Origin of the sequence: Paenibacillus shirakamiensis (assembly GCF_017874255.1) — a bacterium.
Taxonomy (GTDB): domain Bacteria; phylum Bacillota; class Bacilli; order Paenibacillales; family Paenibacillaceae; genus Fontibacillus; species Fontibacillus shirakamiensis.
The window spans coordinates 143,697-168,271 of sequence record NZ_JAGGLD010000007.1 but is presented as its reverse complement, the minus strand read 5'-3'; the positions used below and the strand labels follow the sequence as shown (position 1 = coordinate 168,271).

23 protein-coding genes are annotated in these 24,575 nt (G+C 40.3%); 14 read left to right on the top strand and 9 right to left on the bottom strand.

Features of this window, described 5'->3' with window-relative positions; translation table 11 throughout:
* Positions 1–221, top strand: a 221-nt coding sequence (locus J2Z69_RS16745; RefSeq protein WP_209865261.1) for a hypothetical protein, incomplete at its 5' end; no start/stop codon positions are given.
* Positions 222–342: 121 nt separating this feature from the next.
* Here J2Z69_RS16745 and J2Z69_RS16740 read toward each other — a convergent pair.
* Both J2Z69_RS16740 and gyrA read right to left on the bottom strand, forming a co-directional pair.
* Positions 343–1,431: an HD-GYP domain-containing protein gene (locus J2Z69_RS16740; RefSeq protein WP_209865258.1), complete on the bottom strand. Its 1,089-nt coding sequence runs from the start codon at positions 1,429–1,431 to the stop codon at positions 343–345.
* A 138-nt stretch (positions 1,432–1,569) separates the two neighbouring features.
* Positions 1,570–4,110 (bottom strand): DNA gyrase subunit A, encoded by a 2,541-nt coding sequence (gyrA, locus tag J2Z69_RS16735; protein WP_209865255.1) that lies wholly within the window; start codon positions 4,108–4,110, stop codon positions 1,570–1,572.
* Between the two features lie 354 nt (positions 4,111–4,464).
* Between gyrA and J2Z69_RS16730 the strand changes: the two genes are divergently transcribed.
* Complete coding sequence (locus tag J2Z69_RS16730; protein WP_209865252.1) at positions 4,465–5,247, top strand: YheC/YheD family protein; 783 nt, start codon at positions 4,465–4,467, stop codon at positions 5,245–5,247.
* Between the two features lie 37 nt (positions 5,248–5,284).
* On the opposite strand, the gene gyrB is transcribed toward J2Z69_RS16730, so the two are convergent.
* The 6 genes from gyrB to dnaA all read right to left on the bottom strand — a co-directional run bounded on the left by gyrB (position 5,285) and on the right by dnaA (position 11,742).
* Positions 5,285–7,192 carry a DNA topoisomerase (ATP-hydrolyzing) subunit B gene (gene gyrB / locus J2Z69_RS16725; RefSeq protein WP_209865249.1) on the bottom strand — a complete coding sequence of 636 codons (1,908 nt, stop codon included), beginning with the start codon at positions 7,190–7,192 and terminating at the stop codon, positions 5,285–5,287.
* Between the two features lie 37 nt (positions 7,193–7,229).
* Complete coding sequence (gene remB / locus J2Z69_RS16720; RefSeq protein ID WP_209865246.1) at positions 7,230–7,481, bottom strand: extracellular matrix regulator RemB; 252 nt, start codon at positions 7,479–7,481, stop codon at positions 7,230–7,232.
* Between the two features lie 24 nt (positions 7,482–7,505).
* Entirely contained in the window at positions 7,506–8,615 is a 1,110-nt protein-coding gene (gene recF, locus J2Z69_RS16715) for a DNA replication/repair protein RecF (RefSeq protein ID WP_209865243.1), read from the bottom strand.
* Positions 8,616–8,655: 40 nt separating this feature from the next.
* Positions 8,656–8,871: a S4 domain-containing protein YaaA gene (gene yaaA / locus J2Z69_RS16710; RefSeq protein ID WP_245339416.1), complete on the bottom strand. Its 216-nt coding sequence runs from the start codon at positions 8,869–8,871 to the stop codon at positions 8,656–8,658.
* 39 nt (positions 8,872–8,910) lie between these two features.
* The gene (gene dnaN / locus J2Z69_RS16705) at positions 8,911–10,053 is read right to left on the bottom strand and encodes a DNA polymerase III subunit beta (RefSeq protein WP_209865240.1); all 1,143 of its coding nucleotides are present in this window, start codon (positions 10,051–10,053) and stop codon (positions 8,911–8,913) included.
* A 342-nt stretch (positions 10,054–10,395) separates the two neighbouring features.
* Positions 10,396–11,742 (bottom strand): chromosomal replication initiator protein DnaA, encoded by a 1,347-nt coding sequence (dnaA, locus tag J2Z69_RS16700; protein ID WP_209865238.1) that lies wholly within the window; start codon positions 11,740–11,742, stop codon positions 10,396–10,398.
* Positions 11,743–12,823: 1,081 nt separating this feature from the next.
* On the opposite strand from dnaA, the gene rpmH reads away from it, so the two are divergent.
* From rpmH to J2Z69_RS16640, 12 genes are all read left to right on the top strand, one after another.
* A complete protein-coding gene (gene rpmH / locus J2Z69_RS16695; RefSeq protein WP_068621644.1) occupies positions 12,824–12,958 on the top strand; it encodes a 50S ribosomal protein L34 in 135 nt (44 codons plus the stop codon).
* Positions 12,959–13,033: 75 nt separating this feature from the next.
* Positions 13,034–13,384: a ribonuclease P protein component gene (gene rnpA, locus J2Z69_RS16690; RefSeq protein ID WP_209865235.1), complete on the top strand. Its 351-nt coding sequence runs from the start codon at positions 13,034–13,036 to the stop codon at positions 13,382–13,384.
* A 74-nt stretch (positions 13,385–13,458) separates the two neighbouring features.
* The gene (locus J2Z69_RS16685; RefSeq protein ID WP_209865232.1) at positions 13,459–14,337 is read left to right on the top strand and encodes a YidC/Oxa1 family membrane protein insertase; all 879 of its coding nucleotides are present in this window, start codon (positions 13,459–13,461) and stop codon (positions 14,335–14,337) included.
* Entirely contained in the window at positions 14,334–15,062 is a 729-nt protein-coding gene (jag, locus tag J2Z69_RS16680; protein WP_209865231.1) for an RNA-binding cell elongation regulator Jag/EloR, read from the top strand. Before J2Z69_RS16685 ends, jag begins: the two co-directional genes overlap by 4 nt.
* Before the next feature lie 68 nt (positions 15,063–15,130).
* Complete coding sequence (gene mnmE / locus J2Z69_RS16675; protein WP_209865228.1) at positions 15,131–16,510, top strand: tRNA uridine-5-carboxymethylaminomethyl(34) synthesis GTPase MnmE; 1,380 nt, start codon at positions 15,131–15,133, stop codon at positions 16,508–16,510.
* A gap of 132 nt (positions 16,511–16,642) precedes the next feature.
* Positions 16,643–18,529 (top strand): tRNA uridine-5-carboxymethylaminomethyl(34) synthesis enzyme MnmG, encoded by a 1,887-nt coding sequence (gene mnmG / locus J2Z69_RS16670; RefSeq protein WP_209865225.1) that lies wholly within the window; start codon positions 16,643–16,645, stop codon positions 18,527–18,529.
* Between the two features lie 4 nt (positions 18,530–18,533).
* On the top strand, positions 18,534–19,256 hold the full coding sequence (rsmG, locus tag J2Z69_RS16665) for a 16S rRNA (guanine(527)-N(7))-methyltransferase RsmG (protein WP_209865222.1): 723 nt from the start codon (positions 18,534–18,536) through the stop codon (positions 19,254–19,256).
* A 275-nt stretch (positions 19,257–19,531) separates the two neighbouring features.
* Positions 19,532–20,347 (top strand): nucleoid occlusion protein, encoded by an 816-nt coding sequence (gene noc / locus J2Z69_RS16660; RefSeq protein ID WP_209865221.1) that lies wholly within the window; start codon positions 19,532–19,534, stop codon positions 20,345–20,347.
* A 164-nt stretch (positions 20,348–20,511) separates the two neighbouring features.
* Positions 20,512–21,273 carry a ParA family protein gene (locus J2Z69_RS16655; protein WP_209865219.1) on the top strand — a complete coding sequence of 254 codons (762 nt, stop codon included), beginning with the start codon at positions 20,512–20,514 and terminating at the stop codon, positions 21,271–21,273.
* Positions 21,266–22,108 (top strand): ParB/RepB/Spo0J family partition protein, encoded by an 843-nt coding sequence (locus J2Z69_RS16650; protein ID WP_209865217.1) that lies wholly within the window; start codon positions 21,266–21,268, stop codon positions 22,106–22,108. The genes J2Z69_RS16655 and J2Z69_RS16650 overlap by 8 nt, the downstream gene beginning before the upstream one ends.
* A gap of 102 nt (positions 22,109–22,210) precedes the next feature.
* The gene (locus tag J2Z69_RS16645) at positions 22,211–23,392 is read left to right on the top strand and encodes an aminotransferase class V-fold PLP-dependent enzyme (RefSeq protein WP_209865216.1); all 1,182 of its coding nucleotides are present in this window, start codon (positions 22,211–22,213) and stop codon (positions 23,390–23,392) included.
* Positions 23,393–23,411: 19 nt separating this feature from the next.
* A complete protein-coding gene (locus tag J2Z69_RS16640; protein WP_209865214.1) occupies positions 23,412–23,912 on the top strand; it encodes a DUF4446 family protein in 501 nt (166 codons plus the stop codon).
* Here J2Z69_RS16640 and yyaC read toward each other — a convergent pair.
* A complete protein-coding gene (gene yyaC / locus J2Z69_RS16635; RefSeq protein WP_209865212.1) occupies positions 23,839–24,492 on the bottom strand; it encodes a spore protease YyaC in 654 nt (217 codons plus the stop codon). The two genes, J2Z69_RS16640 and yyaC, sit on opposite strands and share 74 nt — an antisense overlap.
* Positions 24,493–24,575 lie beyond the last annotated feature (83 nt).

Genomic DNA, 24,575 nt, shown 5'->3' with positions numbered 1-24,575 from the left:
TTCTCCAAAGGAGAAGGCGTTTTAATCAGGTGTTTGAGTTGCTCATTTTGAAACTGACGAGAATTGCTTCTCTTAAAATGAATGTCGATCCGACCGAAGTCGTCTCTCGTTCATGTGTTTTACTCGCTCGTTGTTCAGTTTTCAAAGATCAATTTCTCTTATACAGCGCCGCTTTGCGTCTCTTTCGATGTCTCAGCAGCAACTCTTATAATATACCATAGCTACCAAGCAAAGGCAAGCTTTTTTTAAAAGTTATTTATTTAGCAATTCTTTTAAAATGCTTTTCCTTTAAAAGGGGCGAGAATTAATATAACCCATAAGCCCCTATTAAGTCAATACTTTTCATAATATTTCTTTAATATATATAGAACGCTCTAGAATTAGATTGATAATCTGTCCTTGAACAGAAATTAATGGCCTTGTTGGATGATCCCGCTCGGAAAATATAATTTCTCCTATGCGTTCATCATTTAATCTTACTCTAGCTCCATTATGGAACTGTGTAACCTTTTGAATGAATGTATCTACTATACCTGGATCTAATTTGCCGAAGGACTCAGCTTTGAGTTGCTCTAGGACAATGTAAGGTGATTGCGCTTTGCGATATCGCTTAGTTAAGGTCATCGCATGAAAAATGTCGGCTACTGCAACAATTCGGGAATAGCTGTGCATTTTATCACCCGTCAGCCTTAATGGATAACCTGTACCATCTACTTTCTCATGATGCTGCAAAGCCGATAATCTAACCCCTTCGTTAATGGCAGCTGAATTTCTTAGCATCTGATAACCATAAGTGGTATGCATGCGTATTTCTTCTATTTCTTTAGCATTTAGAGGGAGTGGACTATGCAGGACTTTAGGATCTACACGAGCATTTCCGATGTCATGAAGTAAACCCGCAAAAGCAACTTGCATCCAATCCTTTTGAGCCATGCCAGTCCATTGGGCAATTAAGTAAGAAGTTAAAGAGGATAAAATTGCATTATGATATATGTAGTCGTATTCATTAAGGTTGCGTGGTGAAAATGTAAGAATATTATAGTGCTTCAATTGACTAATTAAAGCTTCTAGTTGAACTCTTAAATCTAATACGGGAAGTTCTGAAGCTAAAATTGATTGAAAGGAGCCCTTAATTAAAGTAAGCATTCGCTCATATTCAGTATAAAAGGGTTCCATCACTTGTTGTTTTTCTAATTCATGTGTGCCTGCTTGAGGTTGATTAGTATTCTTAGAAGCTTCTTTTAAACCTGAAGAGTTTTTTGTATCAACAGCCTCAACTTCTATGGATTGAATCAGAAAAGCTCTAAGAATGTCGAGATCTCTTGGAAGAACTACTTTACCTTTATGAAAGAGGGTGCTGCCTAACGGTGTATGTACGGGTGCTGCTATCTTCACCCCAGGTTTTAAATCCGTAACTTGGATACTTGGCATGTGATTTTTACCTCGCCTATTGGACTTATTATTAAAATTTGTCGTTCTATCCATTATATTACGTGATCCATACCTTTCCTACAATGAAAAAGAAGACTTCCCCCTAGGAGAAAGTCCTCTTTTCGCTAAACTATTGTTCTATTCCTCGGTAGTATCCGATTCAGCATCTAACGTATGTTCATCATCTGTTAAGTCTAAGAGATCCTCAGGACCTGGAAGGGATACATTTTCTTCATCCAAGTAGTCTTCGGTCTCTTCACTCTTATCCGTCCGGCAAACTGTACCTACAGAGTCCTCATCACGGGTATTGATGAGTTTGACACCTTGTGTATTCCGTCCCATGGTCGAAATTCCAGCCATACTTGTCCGAATTAGTGTACCACTGCTCGTAATAATCATAAGGTCCTCTTCATCCTTAACGACCTTAAGACTAACCACCTGACCATTTTTGTCCGTCACATTAATGGTCTTAATCCCTTTACCACCACGATTTTGAGTTCGGTACTCACCTATTGGAGTACGCTTACCATAGCCCTTTGTAGTGACAATTAGAACATCCTGATCAGGGTCTACGATATCCATGCCTATTAGCGTATCTCCTGAATCTAACGAGATCCCCTTAACACCCGTAGCACTTCTACCCATGGAGCGAACATCACTCTCTGGGAATCGAATAGACATCCCCTGCGCTGTACCCATAATCAATTCTTGATTACCGTGGGTAAGTTTTACTTCGATTAGATCATCATCTTCACGAAGATTAATGGCAATTAGTCCACCTTTACGAATGTTAATATAATCATCTAAAGGTGTCTTTTTCACAATACCTTGACGCGTTGCAAAGAATAAATATTTATCTTCTTCAAATTTTTCAACTGGAATTACCGCATTTACGGTCTCCCCTTGCTCAATTTGAATTAAGTTAATAATTGGTGTACCTCTAGCTGTACGTCCTAATTCAGGAATTTCATACGCTTTAATTCGGTATGCCTTCCCTTTATCCGTAAAGAACATCAGATAGTGGTGTGAGTTGGTTACAAATAGATGCTCCACAAAATCGCTGTCCTTTGTATCCATACCGATGACGCCACGACCACCGCGTTTTTGGCTACGGTAAGTGGTAACTGGAAGGCGCTTAATATATCCTGTATGGGTAATCGTGATAATGACCTCTTCGCGTGGAATTAGATCTTCATCAAGAATACTTTCTTCGCCAACCGTAATTACTGTACGTCGCTCATCTGCAAATTTATCTCTGACTTCTTGAAGTTCTGTACTAATAATCTCAAGTACCAGCGATTCATTAGCTAAAATCTCTTGGAATTCAGCGATGCGCTTAAGAAGCTCATTGTACTCGGCTTCTATCTTCTCTCTTTCAAGTCCTGTAAGACGCTGTAGACGCATCTCCAGAATAGCTTGAGCTTGCTCAAAACTTAATCCGAATCTTTCTATTAGCCCCTCACGAGCAATTTCAGCTGTCTGGGAACCTCTAATTAACTTGATGACCTCATCCAAATGATCTAAAGCAATTCTCAAGCCTTCTAAGATATGAGCTCGAGCTTGTGCCTTTTTCAAATCGAATTCAGTACGTCGTCTAATGACTTCAATCTGGTGATCCAGATAGTGATGTAGTACTTCTCTAAGCGTAAGGACCTTAGGCTCTTTATTCACAATCGCAAGCATATTAATCCCAAAAGTAGACTGCATGGCTGTATGCTTATACAGGTTGTTCAGAACAACGTTAGGATTTACATCCCGGCGTAACTCAATTACAATCCGCATACCATTACGGTCTGATTCATCACGAAGATCTGTAATTCCTTCGATTCTTTTCTCACGAACCAATTCCGCAATTTTCTCAACCAACCGCGCCTTATTCACTTGATAAGGAATTTCATGCACAATGATTCGAGCCTTGTTATTATTCTCTTCAATTACTGCATTAGCACGCATTGTGACAGAGCCACGCCCTGTTGTATATGCTTGACGTATACCGGAGCGACCTAGAATAAAACCAGCTGTTGGGAAATCTGGACCGCTTATATAATCCATCAGTTCAAGTGAAGTTATCTCAGGATTCTTAATAAGGGCCTGAACCCCGTCAATTACTTCTCCCAGGTTATGCGGTGGAATATTAGTCGCCATACCCACAGCAATACCGGTAACTCCGTTAACAAGCAAGTTAGGGTAACGTGCTGGAAGCACGACAGGTTCATGTTCCTCACCGTCATAGTTAGGAATGAAGTCTATCGTCTCTTTGTTGATATCTCGAAGCATTTCCATAGCAAGCTTGGATAGACGAGCTTCTGTGTACCGCATAGCTGCAGCCATATCCCCATCAATGGATCCAAAGTTACCATGACCATCTACAAGCATATTACGCATAGCAAAATCCTGAGCCATACGCACCATAGATTCGTATACAGCACTATCCCCGTGAGGGTGATATTTACCGATGACCTCGCCAACAATTCTGGCTGATTTTTTATAAGGCTTGTCCGGTGACATTCCAAGCTCTGACATCGCGAAAAGAATACGACGGTGTACAGGCTTCAGTCCATCCCGCACATCCGGGAGAGCCCGGCTGACAATGATGCTCATTGCATAATCCATAAAGGACTCACGCATTTCCACACCAATATCACGATCTACGATTTGCGAGTGTTTCTCTTCCGCCATGTTGTACCTCCTTAAGTGTCTTCCCTACGTCAATATATATAGGAAAAAGCTATAAATAGCTTAAAAATACTCATAAACCGATAACATTAATTATATTACTTTCACAAACCAAGTACAATTAAACGTTCTCTATTCAGCTCGCTAATACGTATGCAAATACCTAAAAAATAGGGAAGTGTCCACTCCCATTCTTCCCCTATAACATACACTGTATATACAGATAACTCTTGAATTCCCCAAAAAACTTAGAAAATCCCCATATCTTATAATTATATCATTGTTTTTCTCTTCTGTCCTATGTTTTTCATGCTTTTATGATTTGCATTATTGCCCATAGAAAGGGATGAATTCGTCGTGATTATCCAGCGAATTGCAAGCAAATGGCAAAAGACTTTAGTTCTTCAGCAAAGGTCAAGTCTACTCCCTTATATTCCGGAAACCCGCAAATATTCGGCAGAGGAATTGAATCAATTATTGCTGGAGTATTCAATGATCTACATCAAACCAGATCGTGGGACTTACGGAAATGGAGTGATGTGCATTGAAAAATTGTCGAAGCAAACAGATCAAGAAGAAGAATTCTTCTATAAATTAAAATCTGGTATTCAAACCGAGGAATTCAACTCTGTTGAGGGGCTCCATCAAACAATTATGGATAAAATCAAAGGCCAAGAATACTTAATTCAACAAGGCATTTATCTTTTAAAACACCAAAGACGGAAGTTTGATATTCGTGTGCTTGCCCAAAAAAATTTGCAACGCAAATGGGAGACCACGGGATACATTGGCCGCGTCGCTGCTTTACAAAAAATTATTACCAATCATCACAGTGGGGGGACAACATATCCTGTTGAATTTCTTTTAGGGAAGCATATGAATTCTAGTCAACTCCAATTAGCGATGTCAGAATTACGCCAATTAGGAACTCAGGTGGGCTATCAATTAGAGAAGGTCTATCCAAATATTAAAGAAATTGGTCTGGATATCGCTATAGATCACGATTTTAAAGCCTGGATTCTAGAGGTGAATACCCTCCCGGCACTCTTTCCCTTTAAATTTCTAAAGGATAAACATATCTACAGTAAAATTAGACGTTACGCGATAGCCTATGGCCGTTACTCTGGAAGTAAAAAATAAAAAGGCCACAATAGATGTGGCCTTCGTATAAAAGAATTTAGAAATCTAAATTTGTTACGTATTTGGCATGTTCTTGAATAAAATCACGGCGTGGTTCTACATTGTCCCCCATTAAGGTGTCGAAGATAGAGTCAGCTTGAATGGCATCTGCAATGGATACTTGTTGCATAGTTCTACTCTCTGGATCCATAGTTGTCTCCCATAGCTGTGTAGCATTCATTTCGCCTAATCCTTTATACCGCTGTACGTTATATTTAGCATTCTCACCGAATTCAGCGATAATCTCATCGCGTTCCTTCTCTGATCCAGCGTAACGCACTACCTTGTTGCGCTCCACTTTAAAAAGAGGAGGCTGGGCAATATACACATAACCTGCTTCAATAATTTTGCGCATATAGCGATAGAAGAAGGTTAGCATCAACGTACGAATGTGAGCTCCGTCAACATCCGCATCCGTCATAATAATTACTTTATGATATCTTGCTTTGTTAATGTCGAAATCTTCACTGATCCCTGTACCCAAAGCTGTAATAATTGCACGAATCTCGACATTGCCCAAAATACGATCAAGACGAGCCTTTTCTACGTTCAGAATTTTACCTCTAAGAGGCAGAATGGCTTGGAAATGACGATCACGCCCTTGCTTAGCAGATCCACCAGCAGAGTCGCCTTCGACGATATAAAGTTCACTAATGGCAGCATCTTTAGAAGAGCAATCGGCCAGTTTGCCGGGTAGTGAGCTAACTTCCAAAGCACTCTTACGACGAGTTAGTTCGCGAGCTTTACGGGCAGCTTCACGAGCACGGGAAGCCTGAAGTCCTTTTTCCAGAATTCGACGGGAAGTTGCAGGATTCTCTTCCATGAATTCTTGCAGCTTCTCTGCAAACAAAGATTCAACAATGCCGCGTACTTCACTATTGCCAAGCTTTGTTTTGGTCTGTCCTTCGAATTGCGGTTCAGGAATCTTGACGGAGATGATTGCAGTTAGACCTTCACGTACATCATCCCCTGTTAAATTGGAATCATTGTCACGAATTAAGTTGTTTTTACGAGCGTAATCATTAATAATCCGCGTCAAAGCACTTTTAAATCCAGATTCATGCGTTCCGCCTTCATGCGTATTAATGTTATTTGCGAAAGAATAGATGCTCTCGGTATAGCTATCATTGTACTGAAGAGCGACTTCAACTTGAATCATATCGCGAGCCCCTTCAACGTAGATAGGCTTCTCGTGTAGGGCAACTTTGTTTTGATTCAAAAATTGAACGTATTCTCCAATACCTCCATCATATTTGAATGCGTTGGATTGACCTGTACGCTCATCATGTAGAGATAGAGAAATACCCTTATTCAGAAAAGCAAGTTCGCGAATACGCGTCAACAGGGTCTCGTAATCAAACGTAGTTGTTTCGGTAAAGATTTCTTTATCTGGTGTAAAAGTAACTGTCGTCCCAGTCTCCTCGGTATCCCCAATAATACGCAGGTCATATTGTGGAGCTCCGCGTCGATATTCTTGTTGGTGAATATGTCCCTCACGCTTAACTTCTACAACTACTTTTTCGGAAAGCGCATTGACTACAGATACACCTACACCGTGTAGTCCACCGGATACTTTGTAGCCGCCACCGCCAAATTTACCCCCCGCATGAAGTACAGTCATTACGACTTCTAAAGCCGGACGTTTCATTTTAGAGTGTTCACCAACAGGGATGCCACGTCCATTATCAATGACCGTTACGCTATTATCCTGATGAATAATAACATCAATACGATCGGCAAAACCGCCGAGTGCTTCATCGATACTATTATCTACTACTTCCCATACCAAATGATGCAGGCCTCTTGCGCTGGTTGAACCGATATACATACCCGGACGTTTCCGGACAGCCTCTAATCCTTCCAACACCTGTATCTGACTCTCATCATAGGATTCATTCATAGACATATCTTCACCTGTTTCTATTTTAGATTCAGCTTAGTTATCAAGCATTTGCCACAAAATGATTCGCCCGCTTCTTCAATGTCGCCGAAGATATAGGCGAATAATAGACGACTTTTTTTGTAACAACGATTGATTTGGATTCTTCTTCACTAATATAAATAACTTGTTTTTCTTTAATCGCGTGTGTAACAAATTGCTTAGAAATTTTTGAGGACTTCTCAATGGAGATATCAAATATAGCCACAAGCTCCGTGGAAGAAATAATTTTTTCTCCACCCAAATGAATGTACATGGCTATCCTCCGTTCTTGAAAACTCTATTGTATCTGTCCTTCTTGGACATGAAAAATACTGGCATCCTTCAGCTTATTGGTCTGGAGGGTCTCCACGCCGGTAGCCGTGATGAACGTCTGCACTTTACTTTGAAAGGTCTCAATCAACTGCGTCTGCCGATAAGGGTCTAGTTCAGACAACACATCATCTAGCAGAAGAACAGGATATTCTCCAATCTCCTCGTGTATAAGCTCAATCTCAGCTAATTTGAGGGATAAAGCGGTCGTTCGTTGTTGACCTTGTGAACCATAAGTCTGAGCTTCTTTTCCGTTGATATAAAAGGTTATATCATCTCGGTGAGGCCCTGAAAGGGTCATCCCACGGCGGATTTCCTGATCCTTCATTTGTGATAACTTTATCATAAACTGCTGCAATAAGACAGCTTCATCTTCTTCTTCAGCATCGCCAAAGGAAGGCAGATAGGATAGTTCAAGCCTTTCGAGGCCATTCGTAATCCCATGATGAATATCCGAAGCCCACTTTTGCAGCTTACGTATAAATTGTTTCCGTTTTTTAATAATTTTAACACCATGTTCAGCGAGTTGCTCATTCCATATATCCAGCATCAAACCCAGTTCGCTAACTTTGCCATACGATTGTTTGAGCATATTATTTCTCTGAATTAATACTTTTTGATACTGCTGTAAATGGTAAAGGTAACTAGGCGTAACTTGCCCAATCTCCATATCTAGAAATCGGCGGCGTATTCCAGGGGTGCCTTTTACGATCTCTAGATCCTCGGGTGCAAACATCACTACATTAAGCGCTCCAATAAAATCACTTAACTTGCGCTGTTCAAGCCCATTAATCTTCGCTTTTTTCCCTTGCGAAGATAACCTTAGCTCAAGCTGAATAGTTCCATACTTCTTATCTACCTCTGCACCAAGATAGGCAGTTTGTTCTTGAAAAGATATTAATTCTTTGTCTTTTGAGGTTCGATGGGATTTGGTCAGAGCAAGCACAAACATAGCCTCTAGCAAGTTCGTCTTGCCCTGGGCATTGCGTCCAATCATCAAATTCACATGTCCAAAAGACTCTAATCGCAATTCCTTGTAGTTACGATAATGTTGCAGCTGCAAATTCTTAACAAACATGACGAGGTAACCCCCTTATGTGCACGGCCATTAGGGCGCGTTACTCCGCTTTCACTTGAAACACTCCATGACCTTCTACTTCCACCGTATCTCCAGCATATAATTTACGTCCTCTACGTTGTTCAATTTCCTGATTTACTTTCACAGCTTCTTCTTCCAGTAATGCTTTGGCCATTCCACCTGTGGATACACAATCCGCAAGTTTCAAAAATTGATCTAACTTAATATATTCACTGTGGATAAGTACAAATTTCATAATTGGGCTCCTTCAGTTGCAGTTATCAACATGTTGATATTAGTTGGTTGTTCGGTAAGGAAGTATTAAATACAGACTGCGACTTTCATCCACAGGCTTAACGATGATAGGACTCATCGGTCCGTTAAAGCTGATGTGTAATTGTTCACTTTCGACAACTTTTAAAACGTCCAGCATATATTTGGAGTTAAATGAGATGCGTAATGGATCACCTTTAAAATCAACAACATCAATTTGTTCGGTCACTTTACCAAGCTCAGATGAACTAGATGAGATTTCAATGGTTCCATCTTCAAGCGTCTGCAATCGTACAATGTTTGTTTTCTCTTCTCTAGAGAGCAAATAAGCACGATCGATAGATTCGCTTAATTTTTTAGTATCCAATACGAGCTCTGTCTTATATGTGGTTGGGATGATCTTCGAGGTATCTGGGTACGTTCCGTCCAAAATACGTGAATAGAATAACACACGATCAATTTTGAATAGTACTTGGTTGTCTGCTACTACAATATCCACGCGAGTGTTCTGATCAGGAATAATTTTGCTCAGTTCATTTAGCGTTTTGCCAGAAATAACAATATTGCTAAAACGTATATTATCCGCATCTTCCAAAGGAGCTATCCGACTAGCAAGGCGATGACGATCTGTGGCTACAAATTTAAAAAGATTGTCATTCAGATTCCAAAGAACCCCGGTTAGTATAGGTGTCGTCTCATGTGTAGAGATGGAGAATACGGTCTGTTTGATCATGTTTCGTAATAAATCACCAGGAATCGATACAACTTGATCTTCTTCTACACTTGGGAGTACAGGGAATTCTTCAGGATCTAAGCCGACCATTTGGATATCTGTTGCACCAGAGCGAATAAAGGTTTGGAATCCTTCTTTCACTTCCATTTCAATTTCTTGAGAAGGAAGTTTCTTTATGATTTCGACGAAAAATTTAGCGGGTAAGACTACACTTCCGGGTCTTTCGACGGTAACTATCGTTTTTTTGTCATCTTCTGTAGGAATAAAAGCTTGGATAGAAATATCCGTATCACTAGCTGTAAGAATCATTCCCTGAAAATTTACTTCGAGTTTGATTCCCGTAAGAATAGGAATCGTTGTGCGGCTCGAGATAGCTTTTGCTACATGCTGAATGGATTCATTCAGTTCATTTTTTAATATACGGATTTTCATGAAAATTCAACTCCTAGACGTTTTATAAACTAGAGTACCTGAGGACATAAATTATAAGTTCAACATGATGTACATTTAATCTCTTTTTTGCGAAGAAACATAATTTAAAGATGTAGGACATATTCTAAAATGTAGAGCTCATTTTTTAGAGGGTTGGATAGGTTGTTGAGAGGGGGAAATGTACCCCTTTTTATGATGATATATTTATTAATTATTAATAGAAGTAGTAGTAGGGGCACTGAATATGTGGATAACCCTCTAAACAACATAAAACTAAGCCTATTCACATGTGTATAGATTGTGCATAGGCTTCGGTACAATTGTGGCTAAAATTTTATAGATTTAGGAGGAGGCTTTAATCTTCTCCGTAAGATTATTTACAATTTTGAAGAGCTCTGGATCTGCCTTCAAATTTTGAGTGATTTTCTCGTGAGCATGAATGACAGTGGTATGATCTCTTCCTCCAAAAGCTTCACCGATCTTAGGTAAGGAATAGTCGGTTAGCTCTCTAGAAAGGTACATAGCAATTTGACGCGGAAAAGCAATCGCTTTTGTCCTTTTGCGAGCCTTAAAATCCTCCATACGAAGATTATAGTAGTCGCCAACCTTCGCCTGAATGTCTTGAATGGTAATCATTTTGGGACGGCTGGACGGAATAATATCTTTTAAGGCTTCCGCTGCCAAATGGGTTGTGACATCTTGATTAATGAGGGAAGAATAGGCCACTACACGAATTAAAGCACCTTCCAGCTCACGAATATTGGTATCAATTTGATTGGCAATATACATCATGGCTTCATTTGGTATATCTAAGTTCTCCGCTTTAGCCTTCTTGCGTAAAATAGCTATTCTTGTCTCCAGATCTGGAGGCTGAATATCCGTAATTAATCCCCATTCAAAGCGTGAGCGGAGTCGTTCTTCCAACGTAGGAATTTCTTTTGGCGGTCGGTCGCTAGAAATAATAATTTGCTTCCGTTCCTCATGAAGTGCATTAAACGTATGGAAAAACTCTTCTTGTGTTGATTCTTTCCCTGCTAAAAATTGAATATCATCAATGAGCAAGATATCAATGTTGCGATATTTGTTGCGGAAACTTTCAGCCCGATTATCTCTAATGGAATTAATAAATTCATTCGTAAATTTCTCGGAAGAAATATAAACTACTTTGCTGCTGGGGCTATGCTCAAGAATATAATGCCCGATTGCGTGCATTAAATGCGTCTTGCCAAGTCCCACTCCTCCATATAAAAATAGCGGATTATACGCTCTAGCAGGCGCTTCAGCTACGGCTAGAGAAGCAGCATGAGCAAATCGATTACCAGATCCAATGACAAAGGTATCAAATGTGTATTTTGGATTTAGCATGTGAGAGATGGTCTCTTCGATTTGAACAGGAGGAGGCGATTGCGTCTGAGGGAACGAAAAATCATTCGGTCGGGCTTCTTCGATCACAAAGGATACATCTACGTGCTTGTCTAACACTTCCAAAACGGTAGTAGCCACTAATTTGGTATAACGGCTTTCAAGCCATTCTACGGCAAAAGTGGTGGGTGCAGAGATTACAATAGTCTGTTCCGTAATGGATACAGCTTTCGTGGCCTTGAACCAGGTATCATAACTCGGTTTACTCAGTTTGGTTTGGATAATGGATAATATTTGTTGCCATATTTCAGAGGTATGGCTGTCCACAGACTGTCACTCCTTTTACATCTTCCATATGTGGTCGTAGCCATGCGCGGATTGTCGAAATTAGCTGAAAGCTAGGAGCAATTATCCCCAATGAGCAGGAAACGAGAAATTTATACTAAGGTATAAGTTTAAATTGTTCACAATTTTATCCACAGCCTGTTGATAAGAGAAGATAAGTTAGTTAGATATACACACAGAAAACAATATAATCATAGCAAAAGAAGCTTTATATTTCAACGTAAGTGCGCTTTTTATCCACAAATTCAATAACTTGTGTATAAATTTAATTCACACCACTACATATTGTTTATAAATTGTTTAAAATTCGACAGTACCCTTTTTTAAGTTCTGAATTTTATACACAGCTTATTAAAAATATGCACAAGAAATTCGCAATTAAAACGTGAGAGGATAAACGGAGTTCTAGGTAGCAGGCTGTTGATAACTTTTTTTTGAAATGAGGAAGGGAATAATTCAGTACATGATAAGAAAGGTCAAAGATCGGCAATAGGGGAATTTGTAAAAATAAAAGTATGCATCGGCTGAAGGCAGGATAAATGATAAGTTCTTCGAAGATAATCTTTAAAGTTACATTTCTTTATCACAGACTTAAAGAGCATCAAGAGCTATAGTAAAAAAATGTGTTTTATAACATTAGGATGAAAAGAGGGAGAGAGCGGTATAATTAATCTACCCTGACTAAAAAGAAGTCCATTGATAAATGTAAAGATTTCGTCTAGCTGAAGAAACTATGAGTGGCATAAATGGAAGTATTAAAAACGGAATATGTCATAAGAAAATGTGCGCTTAATGGACGATGGCTGAAAATATCGAAAATTTCCACAAAATTTTTCCCGGCTTCGTTGAAAAATAATACACACCCATTTAGATGTGTATAAAATAAAAGATTAGATAAAAAAAGATTCAGTTTATGTGGATAATCATGTCTTTAATTTCTATAGAAGGATTGACTCGTTTGGTTGACTTTCTACTCATTTCATGATTAAATGTAAAAAGGCTTTTTCTGCGGAGAAATACGATGTAAGAAGAAGACAGTAATTCCTGTTAGGGGGTGCACTATATGAAACCGACTTTCAAACCGAACGTGAGCAAACGTAGCAAGGTTCATGGTTTTCGTAAGAGAATGAGCACGAAAAATGGACGTAAAGTTCTTGCTGCTCGTCGTCTTAAAGGAAGAAAAGTATTGAGTGCGTAAAAAATGCGCGTGAAGGCCACTGCGGTGGTCTTTTTTTCGTAATATAGATCAAATGGGTAAGGCAAGGAGAACGTCGTGCACAAAAAGCTGCGCTTAAGAAATAGAGCGGACTTCGGCCGAGTCTATCGGTATGGAAAATCGTTCGCAAATCGCCAGTTAGTCGTCTATTGGTCTGTGAAGCATGATATTGAACATTTCAGATTGGGCATTTCTGTGAGCAAAAAGATAGGTAATGCCGTGGTACGAAATCGGATGCGCCGATTAATCAAAGAAATTGTTCGACTACATAAAGCGGAAATCCGTGAACATGTAGATATTATCTTCATTGTAAGAAAAGGTGCCATTACTATGGAATATAAAGAACTCGAAAAAAGCGTGCTTCATGCCCTTCGCAAAGCAGGTCTTGTAAGGGCTTTACGCCCTTGATAGGCTTGTTTCTTTGTGCATATAATTATGGTATGATTTAGGCTGACGGAAAGTGTAAAGAGAGGGGTTTTGAAGTGTCGCGAATTAAATTTAATAAACGCAAGTTGCTTCTTATCGCACTTGCGGTGGGCATGCTTGTTATACTTGCGGGATGTGGATCCAATGTTAGCCATACAACCTCAACCGCGGATCTGAAAAATGGATCGTTCTGGCAAGCAAATGTAGTGTACTACTTCTCACTTGCCTTGGATACCTTTGCTGAATGGTTCGGTGGAGAATACGGTTTTGCGATTCTCGTGATGGTGCTTATTGTACGTACAATAATTTTACCGCTTACCTTGAAGCAAGTGAAGAGTTCCAGAGCTATGCAAGCTATTCAGCCTGAAATTGCTAAAATTAAAGAAAAGCATAAGGATAATCCTCAACTTCAACAGCAGGAGACCATGAAGCTTTTCCAAGAAAATAAAGTAAATCCTATGGCTGGTTGTTTCCCATTGATCATTCAGATGCCAATCTTCATCGCTCTATATAACTCAATTGTGTACAATCCGCTAATTCGTGAACACTCTTTCTTATGGTTAGAACTTGGCAAACCGGACCATTTGTTCATCCTTCCGGCACTTGCGGCTTTGAGTACTTTTGTTCAGACGAAGATGATGTCGAATATGAATCCAGCAGGAATGCAAGGACCTATGCAGTTCATGATGTTCATCTATCCTGTATTAATCTTTATTATGGCTTACAATTTCCCGGCAGCCCTTCCGCTGTACTGGTTCTATAGTAATATTTATACCATCGTGCAAAATTACTTCCTTTATAAGAAGCCTGCGGGAACAGCAGCAGCTAGTGTAGTTGCCGTAGCCGACGGAGGTAAGTCAAAGCGTGGAGGTTCAAACTTGAAAGCCGGCACACCGGCTAGAGGCACCAACAAGGAGGCCAACAAGAAAAAATGAGCAAAGTTGTGACGTCAGGAAAAACCATTGAAGATGCTGTAAGACAAGGATTGGCCAAGCTCGGGACTACCGAGAACAAAGTCGCCGTGAAAGTATTAGAGCAGCCGTCAAAAGGATTCCTGGGTCTGTTTGGAGGCAAAGCGGCGAAGGTAGAAATTATGTTGCTGGTAGATTCCATGACAGAGACGCCTAAGGTTCATAGCTCTAGCGAAGTTGTGCAGGTGCCCACGCTTACCCAGCAGGATGCACCCGTTGCTTCAGAACAAGAGATAGATCCTTATCAAGAGGCGGCGTCATTTATTAAGGAAGTAGGCTTAAGTATGGGACTACAGGTGACAGTTGAGATAGCACGCCGCAAGGACAGTGCAGTTCTTAACATCTCTGGCTCTGATCTTGGGCTGCTCATTGGCAGAAGAGGACAAACCCTCGATGCGCTTCAATATTTAGCTAACATTGTAGCTAATCGTTACTCGGATAGTTTTATCCGTTTAGTACTAGATGCTGAGAATTTTCGGGAGCGCCGAAAGAAGACATTAGAAGAATTAGCCGTACGCCTTGCGGGACGAGTAATTCGAACACGTAAGGAAGTCGTGCTTGAACCTATGTCTTCCCATGAGCGTAAAGTGATACACTCTATTCTTCAAGATCATCCTGATGTAAAGACGTTCAGCAAAGGCGAAGAGCCTAACCGAAGAGTGGTCATAGGTGTACGACCCAATAAATGAATGATTGGAGAGTGACGTTTGCCTAGGGCAATCGTCATTTCTTTTTATTAAGGAAGAAGAGGTGGGACATGGTAACAGATACGATTGCTGCCATATCGACGGCAGTAGGCGAAGGTGGTATTGCTGTAATACGTGTTAGTGGTCCCGAAGCTATAGAGGAAGTAGGGCGTCTTTTACAATCCAAAACGCCACTTGCTGAAGCCACTACACATACCGTTCATTATGGTTTTATTGTTCAGCCCAAGACGGGCGAGAAATTAGAAGAAGTTTTAGTTACGGTGATGCGAGCACCACGTTCTTTTACTACCGAGGATATTGTTGAGATTAGTACGCATGGAGGAATTATTTCGGTAAAAAGAGTAATGGATCTATTACTACAACAGCGTACGATTCGATTGGCGGAACCCGGAGAGTTCACCAAACGAGCATTTTTAAATGGCCGAATTGATCTATCGCAGGCAGAAGCAGTTATTGACCTCATTCGTTCAAAGTCGGACCGTGCATTCACCGTTGCTTTCAAACAGGTAGAGGGTCAATTATCTCGTCGGATTACAGAGCTTCGTTACTTCTTACTTGAGACCCTCGCACATATTGAAGTTAATATTGATTACCCTGAACATGATGTGGAGTCGCTTACGACAGCCTTTATCAAAGAGAAGTGCTCCAAGGTGATGGAGGGCATAGACGAACTACTTCGGACAGCTAATCAAGGCAAGATTCTGAGAGAGGGTATTACGACAGCTATTGTGGGTAGACCCAATGTAGGTAAGTCATCGCTGCTTAATGCACTGGCTAGGCAAAATAAAGCCATTGTTACGGATATCCCGGGAACGACAAGAGATGTTATTGAGGAGTTTGTTACGATAAATAATATCCCCTTAAAACTGTTAGATACGGCAGGTATCCGCGAAACGATGGATATTGTTGAACAGATGGGGGTGGAGCGCTCCAAAGCGGCTGTGCTTGAGGCAGACTTGATTTTGCTGGTAATTAACGGGGCAGAACCGCTACATGAGGATGAGATTAGTCTGATGGAGCAAATCAAAGGCCGTCAAGTTATCGTACTCATTAATAAAAGTGATCTTCCTCAGCATGTCGATCGGAACATGATTGAAAGCTATTTTGCGGAAGGTAATCAAGTTGAACTTTCGGTCAAGACAGAGGATGGACTAGAAAGACTTGAAGAGACCATTACAGAACTATTTCTGGGAGGTCAGTTAGAATCCGGAGACTTAACTTATGTCAGTAATGTGAGGCATATCGCCTTGTTAAATAAAGCGGTCCTATCGCTCCAAGATGCTTTTGAAGCTGCGGATGCGGGAGTACCTATCGATATTTTCCAAATTGATGTAAGACTTGCATGGGAACAACTCGGTGAAGTCATTGGAGATTCAGCTCCAGATTCTTTACTTGATCAGATCTTCTCACAATTCTGTCTGGGAAAATAATTCAACCCTATATTACTTCAAGTATGAAGTCATTGCAGACATGGTATGATGGGTATTGAAATGCTGTAACACATTAGTTATCCAATTAAGATTCCGATGATACGGATGATCGATATAAGGAGGTAGGACCGAATGGGATATCCCGCGGGAGAGTACGACGTAATCGTAGTGGGAGCCGGCCACGCAGGTGTAGAATCTGCCCTGGCTGCTGCTCGTATGGGCTGCCGAACATTGATGGTGACAATTAATCTAGATATGGTAGCTTTTATGCCATGTAATCCATCGATTGGCGGTCCAGCAAAAGGACATGTAGTGCGGGAAATTGATGCACTTGGCGGTGAAATGGGACGTAACATTGATAAAACCTTTATTCAAATGCGTATGCTTAATACAGGTAAAGGACCAGCTGTGCATGCCCTGCGTGCTCAAGCTGACAAATTTTTATATCAACATGCTATGAAAGAGACAATGGAGAAGGAAGATAACCTTACACTCAGTCAAGGTATGGTAGAAGAATTGCTTGTTGAGGATGGACAGTGTGTAGGTGTGGTTACCAAGACTGGTGCCGAGTACCGCGGGAAAGCGGTGGTGTTAACAACGGGAACCTACTTACGTGGCAAAATAATTATGGGCGAGCTCATGTATGAGAGTGGGCCTAACAATCAACAACCTTCTGTTCGCTTAGCAGGACATCTGAAGGAACTAGGATTTGATCTAGTACGCTTTAAGACAGGAACACCTCCACGTGTCCATAAAGACACCATTGATTTCTCTCAAACCGAGATTCAACCTGGAGATGACAAGCCTAAATTTTTTAGCTATGAAACCAAAAGTTCCACAAATGAGCAACTACCTTGTTGGTTAACCTATACGTCGATTGAGACACATGAAATAATAAATGATAATCTTCATCGTGCACCTATGTTTTCTGGCGTAATTGAAGGAACAGGGCCAAGATATTGTCCTTCTATTGAGGATAAGATTGTCCGGTTCAGTGATAAGCCCAAACATCAGATTTTCTTAGAACCCGAAGGAAAAAATACGTCTGAATATTATGTTCAAGGTCTTTCCACAAGTATGCCAGAAGATGTTCAGCTCAAAATTTTACGATCCATTCCTGGTTTGCAAAATGTTGAGATGATGCGTACAGGATATGCCATTGAATACGACGCAGTTGTGCCAACACAGCTCTGGCCGTCCCTTGAGACAAAACGTCTTCCCGGACTATTTACAGCCGGCCAGATCAACGGAACGTCTGGTTATGAAGAAGCAGCAGGACAAGGTGTTATGGCTGGAATTAATGCTGCTCGTAAAGTTCAAGGCAAAGAGCCAGTTGTACTGGATCGCTCTCAAGGATACATTGGTGTGCTTATTGACGATCTCGTTACAAAAGGAACAAATGAGCCTTATCGTCTCCTAACCTCACGCGCTGAATATCGATTGCTTTTGCGCCATGACAATGCTGATTTGCGTCTAACCCCGATTGGTTATGATATTGGATTAATTCGACCAGAGCGGTACGAAAAATTTCTGCAGAAGAAAGATTTCGTAGAGCAGGAGATTGAACGTCTGAAGTCGGTAAAAGTAAAACCAATTGAAGTGAATCCTACTCTTGAGTCCATAGGATCCGCACCGATTCAAGATGGTTCTAATCTTCTTACCATTCTTCGCAGGCCTGAAGTAAGTTATGAACATTTGGAACCTTTATCACCTTCTCCATTAGATCTCGATGAAGAGATGAAAGAGCAAGTAGAGATTCAAATTAAATATGCTGGCTATATAGAGAAGCAACTTCTTCATGTGGAACGACTGCAAAAAATGGAGAAAAAGAAAATTCCAGATAATATTAAGTATGAAGATATACATGGGGTCGCAATGGAAGCGCGTCAAAAGTTAGCTAAAATTCGTCCGATTTCCATAGGTCAAGCTTCACGTATCGCAGGGGTCACTCCTGCAGATATCTCCATTCTTCTTGTTTATTTAGAGCATTATAACCGAGTTACTGCAGCAGGGGGATAAGACATTGGATGCGACGCAACAGCAATTTGTAGATTTATTAGTTAAGCAGGATGTACAGGTAGATGAGCGGCAACTTGAACAATTTGAGCTTTATTTTCAAGAACTAATTTCTTGGAATGAGCGTATGAATCTTACGGGCATTACAGAGAGAGATCAAGTGTACATCAAACATTTTTACGATTCTTTAACTCTTGCGTTCCATGTGGATATGACTGAGGTTGGACGTATGATTGATGTAGGCTCAGGTGCAGGTTTCCCCGGCATACCTTTGAAAATTCTCTTTCCACATTTAAAACTGACCATTGTAGATTCTTTAAACAAAAGAATATCTTTTCTACAGAATCTGGTGAATACATTGGATCTAAAGGGAGTTACACTAGTTCATAGCAGGGCAGAAGACTTAGCTAGGAAAGTAGATCATAGAGATCAATATGATCTTGCTACAGCTCGGGCGGTAGCACGTCTATCTGTACTAAATGAGTTTTGTCTTCCCTTTGTTAAAACAGGAGGTCACTTTGTAGCTATGAAGGGAAATGATCCGACTGAAGAACTCAAAGAAGCTAGTTATAGCTTAAAAGAGTTAAGAGGAAAGGTTACAAATAATTACAGATTAGAACTTCCTAATGATCAATCGGAAAGACATCTAATTATAATTCGAAAACGATCATTTACACCTAATAAGTATCCACGAAAAGCGGGTACCCCCCTAAAAACACCTCTTATTTAGAGGTGTTTTTTTTGTTCCACGTGAAACAAAGCTCGTCAAAGATGTTAATAGGATTATAGAGGAAAAAGTGGTAGAATAGACTTGTCATTGTTGTTAAGTTTCTATTGAATTAGAAACTCTATTCATAAATTAATATAATTATAGTGGATTAAATTAAACAACTATATATCTAGTATATTTAGATTGTTTAACGACACGTGGAATGTGCACATGCCAGTTGAAGAACATAGGGTCTCTGCTCTATGCGACTATGAAATTAGGTGGTAATCTGCAGAATGAAAGAACAATTCTCTAAATTGTTCGGTATATCCGAACGAAGCAGCGGTGAAGAAATTAAACAATTGCCGGTGGACAATATCATTAGTGGCCCTTATCAACCTAGAACCGTTTTTGATGACGAAAAAATTGATGAGTTATGCCAAACGATTAAGACACATGGGGTTATTCAACCGATTGTGGTTCGTTTTCGGAATGATAAATATGAGATTATTGCAGGGGAGCGCCGCTGGCGTGCTGTATGCAAATTAGGTTATAGCACAATTCCTGCTATTGTAAGGGATTTCAATGACTCTCAGGCAGCCTCGATTGCCTTAATTGAAAATCTTCAACGTGAGAATCTTACCTCGATTGAAGAGGCTATTGCATATCAAAACCTCATTGACCTTCATCAGTTAACTCAAGAGAGCCTAGCCCAACGTCTAGGAAAGAGTCAATCTACGATTGCCAATAAGATTCGTCTTATTCAGCTTCCAGATGGGGTTAAAAATGCTCTAATGGAACGGAAAATAACGGAGCGTCATGCTAGAGCACTGCTTTCCTTAGATACAGAAGAACTACAGCTTAAAGTTTTAGAAGAAATTATTACAAAAGAATTAAATGTAAAGCAGACGGAAGCACGTATTGCTTTTTATAAAGAAGTAGCCAAAATTAAAAAAACTAAGCGAATCTCTTTCACTAAGGATGTTCGACTAGCATTAAATACAATTCGTCAATCTATTGATATGGTATCGGGATCTGGACTACAGATCAAAACGGCTGAAACAGATCATGAAGATCATTATGAAATCGTAATTAAAATTCCTAAACGCTAAAAAGACGCAATGAATGAATAAAGCGGCGAGATAGCCGCTTTTTATATCTTTTTGTAGTAACTTCTTAGTGTGAATACCCTCGACTATACAACTTAATCGATGTTTAAGATTTAGTCTGTATATGAATCTACAAAAAGATTTTACTAATATTGAGGTGAATTGGGTTGTCTAAAATCATTGCCGTTGCCAATCAGAAGGGTGGAGTAGGTAAAACCACAACTTCCGTCAATCTAGGTGCTGGGCTGGCTACAATAGGGAAAAAAGTGTTGTTGGTGGATATCGATCCACAGGGAAATACAACGAGTGGAATAGGGATAAATAAAGCGGATGTAGCAAACTGTATTTATGATGTTTTAATAAATGATGTTCATCCGGGCGAAGCGATTGTATCGACTCGTATTGAAGGCTTAGACATGATTCCTGCCACAATTCAATTAGCGGGAGCAGAGATTGAATTAGTCCCGACCATTTCAAGAGAGTTGCGATTAAAAAAATCTTTGCAACAAGTGAAAGCAAAATATGACTATATTATTATTGATTGCCCTCCATCTTTAGGCATCTTGACGATTAACTCCTTGACTGCTGCGGACTCTGTCATCATTCCTATTCAATGTGAGTACTATGCTCTAGAAGGCCTAAGTCAGTTATTGAATACCGTAAGATTGGTACAAAAACATCTTAATACTTCTCTTCAAATTGAAGGTGTATTACTTACAATGTTTGATGCTCGGACGAATCTAGGTATTCAGGTTATAGAAGAAGTGAAGAAGTATTTCCAGCAAAAAGTATATAAAACCGTTATTCCTCGTAACGTCAGATTAAGTGAAGCGCCTTCCCATGGACAGTCCATTATAACCTATGATCCACGTTCAAAAGGAGCCGAGGTATACTTAGAATTGGCAAAGGAAGTGGTTTCCTATGAGTAAGCGTCTAGGTAAGGGTCTCGATGCTTTAATCCCATCGCTATCCGTAAATGATGATGATAAGGTGATGGAACTCCCTATAGCCCAATTGCGAGCGAATCCCTATCAACCTCGTAAAACATTTGATGAAGATGCTATACGTGAACTTGCAGAATCGATACGTCAACATGGGGTTATTCAGCCGATTATCGTTCGAAGTGTGCTCAAAGGTTATGAGATTATTGCAGGGGAACGTCGATACAGAGCTTCTCAGTACTGCGGAAATTCTACGGTGCCAGCCGTAGTTAGAAATTTTACAGATCAACAAGTGATGGAGATTGCTCTAATTGAAAACCTACAACGTGAAGATTTAAATGCGATGGAGGTAGCGGTTGCGTATCAAGGACTTATTGATCAGTTTGATCTGACCCAAGAAGAATTATCTTTAAAAGTGGGGAAATCACGTTCTCACATTGCCAATTTCTTACGTTTGCTAGCTCTACCAAAAGAAGTGAAGGACTATGTTTCACGTGGAACATTATCTATGGGCCATGCACGTGGTCTCGTGGGTATTAAGGATCCATTGTTAATCAAACAGCTGGCTAAGCAGTGTATAGATCATGAGTGGAGTGTACGCGAGTTAGAAGATGCGGTGCAACAGTTAGATCGTAAAAATGAAAAAACAAAGGTCAAAGTTGCCAGTAAGAAAAAAGATCCGTACATTGAAGAAGTCGAAGAAAATCTCCGCGAACGTTTTCAAACTACTGTGAAAATAAAGGCGATCAAGGAAAAAGGTAAGATTGAAATTAATTATTTTAGTCAACAAGATCTTCAAAGATTACTAGATTTGTTACAGTAAAAAAATGACATGTTTCCTCTCGTTCATGAGGGAGGAAGTATGTCTTTCTTGCTCTATAATCATGTGGAAATGATAACTATAGCTAGATACAATAAGATGTAAATGTCATCCGAATTAAATTACCTAAGGAGGAGAGCGCTTTTGATTTATCTTGATCATGCAGCAACTTCATGGCCTAAGCCTCCCGAGGTGATTGAAGCTGTCCAGCAAGCGCTACAAGGACAAATGGCCAGTCCAGGGAGAGGAAACCATGGTATGGCTCTGCAGGCAGGAAGAACTATCATGAAAGCTCGAATCCAACTTGCTAAGCTTTTGGATGTAAAGAACACATCAGATATAATGTTTAGCTCCAATACTACAAGTGCACTTAATCTAGCTATTAAAGGGATACTTAAACCCGGAGATCATGTCATTGCAACTATGGTCGAGCATAATTCTGTTCGGCGTCCTCTCGAATTTCTAAAGCGCACGATTGGGATTGAGGTGTCGTATATGGAATTGTCTACAGAGGGAGAGCTATCTTTGGAAAATTTCCAAAAGACATTTCAGTCTAATACTCGGCTAGTAGTATGTAGTCATAGCTCTAATCTATTAGGTAGTATCCTTCCTATTAGTGAACTGGCAAGAATCGCTCATCTTAATGGTGCTCTGATTCTTATAGATGCAGCACAGACCGCAGGTGCTTATCCCATTCGTATTCATGAAGATAAGCTGGATATGGTTGCTTTTCCAGGTCATAAATCATTACTTGGTCCGCAGGGTACGGGAGCGCTTGTTCTTAGTCCTGAGATTGATTTGGTTCCTTTATTACATGGGGGAACGGGAAGTCAATCCGAGGAATTAGAACAACCAAATGTACGGCCCGATCGTTATGAAGCGGGGACACCTAACACGCCGGGAATCGCAGGATTATTGGCAGGAACAAGTTATGTTATGAATATAGGGGTTAACAATATTTACCAACACGAGTGGGCGCTAACTCAACATATTATGCAAGGACTTCTAGATATTCCTAATATTAGTGTGCTAGGACCCGGACTAGGAGCAGAAAGAACCGGTATTGTAGCTTTTAATGTAAAAGGCAGAGACGCGGCGGAAATTGCTTTTCATCTGGATCGGAACTATCAGATTGCAGTAAGAGCAGGCTATCATTGTTCTCCTCTTGCTCATAAGACAGCGAGTACCCTGAGTATAGGCGCTGTTAGGGCAAGTGTGGGCTATTCATCAACCAAAGAAGATGCAGATATTTTAATCCGTGCAATTCAAGAAATGTATAAAGCATAGACAGAGAGGTATACGTGACATGAGGGAATGGAATGACCTAGTAAAAGATCAATTGATATGGATTGTTATCATTGCAGCTATCTTGTTCATCTGGGTAATTGTGTGGAATATAATCCAAGGAAGCAAGCTTAGAAGAACTCGTCGTAAATATGAGACGATGATGAAAGGAACGGGGGTTGAGAACCTCGAGACCTTATTAATTGATCTTAAAGTTCAAATGGATGCCATCGAAGATGAGCATGGAGAGCAGCAGCGGCAACTGCAATCTCTTCAAAAATTATTACCTAAATTAAAAGCAAAAATAGGCATTAAACGATATAATGCCTACGGTGAACATGGAAATGAATTAAGTTTCTCAATGGCCTTTTTAGATGATCTCAAAGATGGCGTAGTGCTGACAGGCATATATAATCGTGAGGGTTGCTTTATGTATGCCAAGCCTTTAACTAAAGGCGAGTCGCTTTACTCACTTTCTCCTGAGGAAAAGGACGCCATTCATCTCGCTGAACAACAGGCTTAAAGCTTCGATTCCATTCTTTTATGGATGTATATAGACTTGTAGCTATAAGGTCAGACAGACGCATAACTAGACTGAGCCTAGTATTTTGAAGTACAAAGTATTCCATAAAGCCGCCGACATTGACGATGCCAGTAAGATGGATATCGCCGACCGGCGGTAATTCTTTATTTACACCTGCACCGGGCCGAAGCGGACCTTGAACGACTTGAATGCAGCCTACACTTGAAGATTGACCAAGACAGGCATCAATTCCAATGACGAACGGATTCACGAATTGTTCTTCAATATGCTCCAGCGTGTCCTGCAAATTCATTGCGTGAACTGGTTCGTCCAGTGTCCCAAAGAGATGAAACAAGGGACTATTCAACTTAGCCAAAGCCGTACCGACCAACGGTCCTAGACAGTCTCCTGTAGAGCGGTCGGTTCCAATACACACAATGACGATCTCTTGAGAGAGATTCATTTTTGCGAAATGGAGGAGAAGCCGGTGGATTAGCGCTGAATGAATACCAGGTTCCGTATGGGGGATTTTTAAATAAGGGATTTCCTGAGCAACTGAAGACGGATCCGTATGAGACATGGAATCTTCCTCTCATTTAGTATAGTAGCTAGTATATGAAGGAAAAAGTTAATTTATACTGTGACTGTTGACCCATGTTTAGT

Coding starts and splice junctions, on each gene's coding strand:
- J2Z69_RS16650 (WP_209865217.1), top strand. CDS start 21,266: ATGAGTAAGCGTCTAGGTAAGGGTCTCGATGCTTTAATCCCATCGCTA.
- J2Z69_RS16640 (WP_209865214.1), top strand. CDS start 23,412: ATGAGGGAATGGAATGACCTAGTAAAAGATCAATTGATATGGATTGTT.
- yaaA (WP_245339416.1), bottom strand. CDS start 8,871: ATGAAATTTGTACTTATCCACAGTGAATATATTAAGTTAGATCAATTT.
- jag (WP_209865231.1), top strand. CDS start 14,334: ATGAGCAAAGTTGTGACGTCAGGAAAAACCATTGAAGATGCTGTAAGA.
- recF (WP_209865243.1), bottom strand. CDS start 8,615: ATGTTTGTTAAGAATTTGCAGCTGCAACATTATCGTAACTACAAGGAA.
- dnaN (WP_209865240.1), bottom strand. CDS start 10,053: ATGAAAATCCGTATATTAAAAAATGAACTGAATGAATCCATTCAGCAT.
- gyrB (WP_209865249.1), bottom strand. CDS start 7,192: ATGTCTATGAATGAATCCTATGATGAGAGTCAGATACAGGTGTTGGAA.
- J2Z69_RS16740 (WP_209865258.1), bottom strand. CDS start 1,431: ATGCCAAGTATCCAAGTTACGGATTTAAAACCTGGGGTGAAGATAGCA.
- mnmE (WP_209865228.1), top strand. CDS start 15,131: ATGGTAACAGATACGATTGCTGCCATATCGACGGCAGTAGGCGAAGGT.
- J2Z69_RS16645 (WP_209865216.1), top strand. CDS start 22,211: ATGTCATCCGAATTAAATTACCTAAGGAGGAGAGCGCTTTTGATTTAT.
- noc (WP_209865221.1), top strand. CDS start 19,532: ATGAAAGAACAATTCTCTAAATTGTTCGGTATATCCGAACGAAGCAGC.
- gyrA (WP_209865255.1), bottom strand. CDS start 4,110: ATGGCGGAAGAGAAACACTCGCAAATCGTAGATCGTGATATTGGTGTG.
- yyaC (WP_209865212.1), bottom strand. CDS start 24,492: ATGTCTCATACGGATCCGTCTTCAGTTGCTCAGGAAATCCCTTATTTA.
- rpmH (WP_068621644.1), top strand. CDS start 12,824: ATGAAACCGACTTTCAAACCGAACGTGAGCAAACGTAGCAAGGTTCAT.
- remB (WP_209865246.1), bottom strand. CDS start 7,481: ATGTACATTCATTTGGGTGGAGAAAAAATTATTTCTTCCACGGAGCTT.
- mnmG (WP_209865225.1), top strand. CDS start 16,643: ATGGGATATCCCGCGGGAGAGTACGACGTAATCGTAGTGGGAGCCGGC.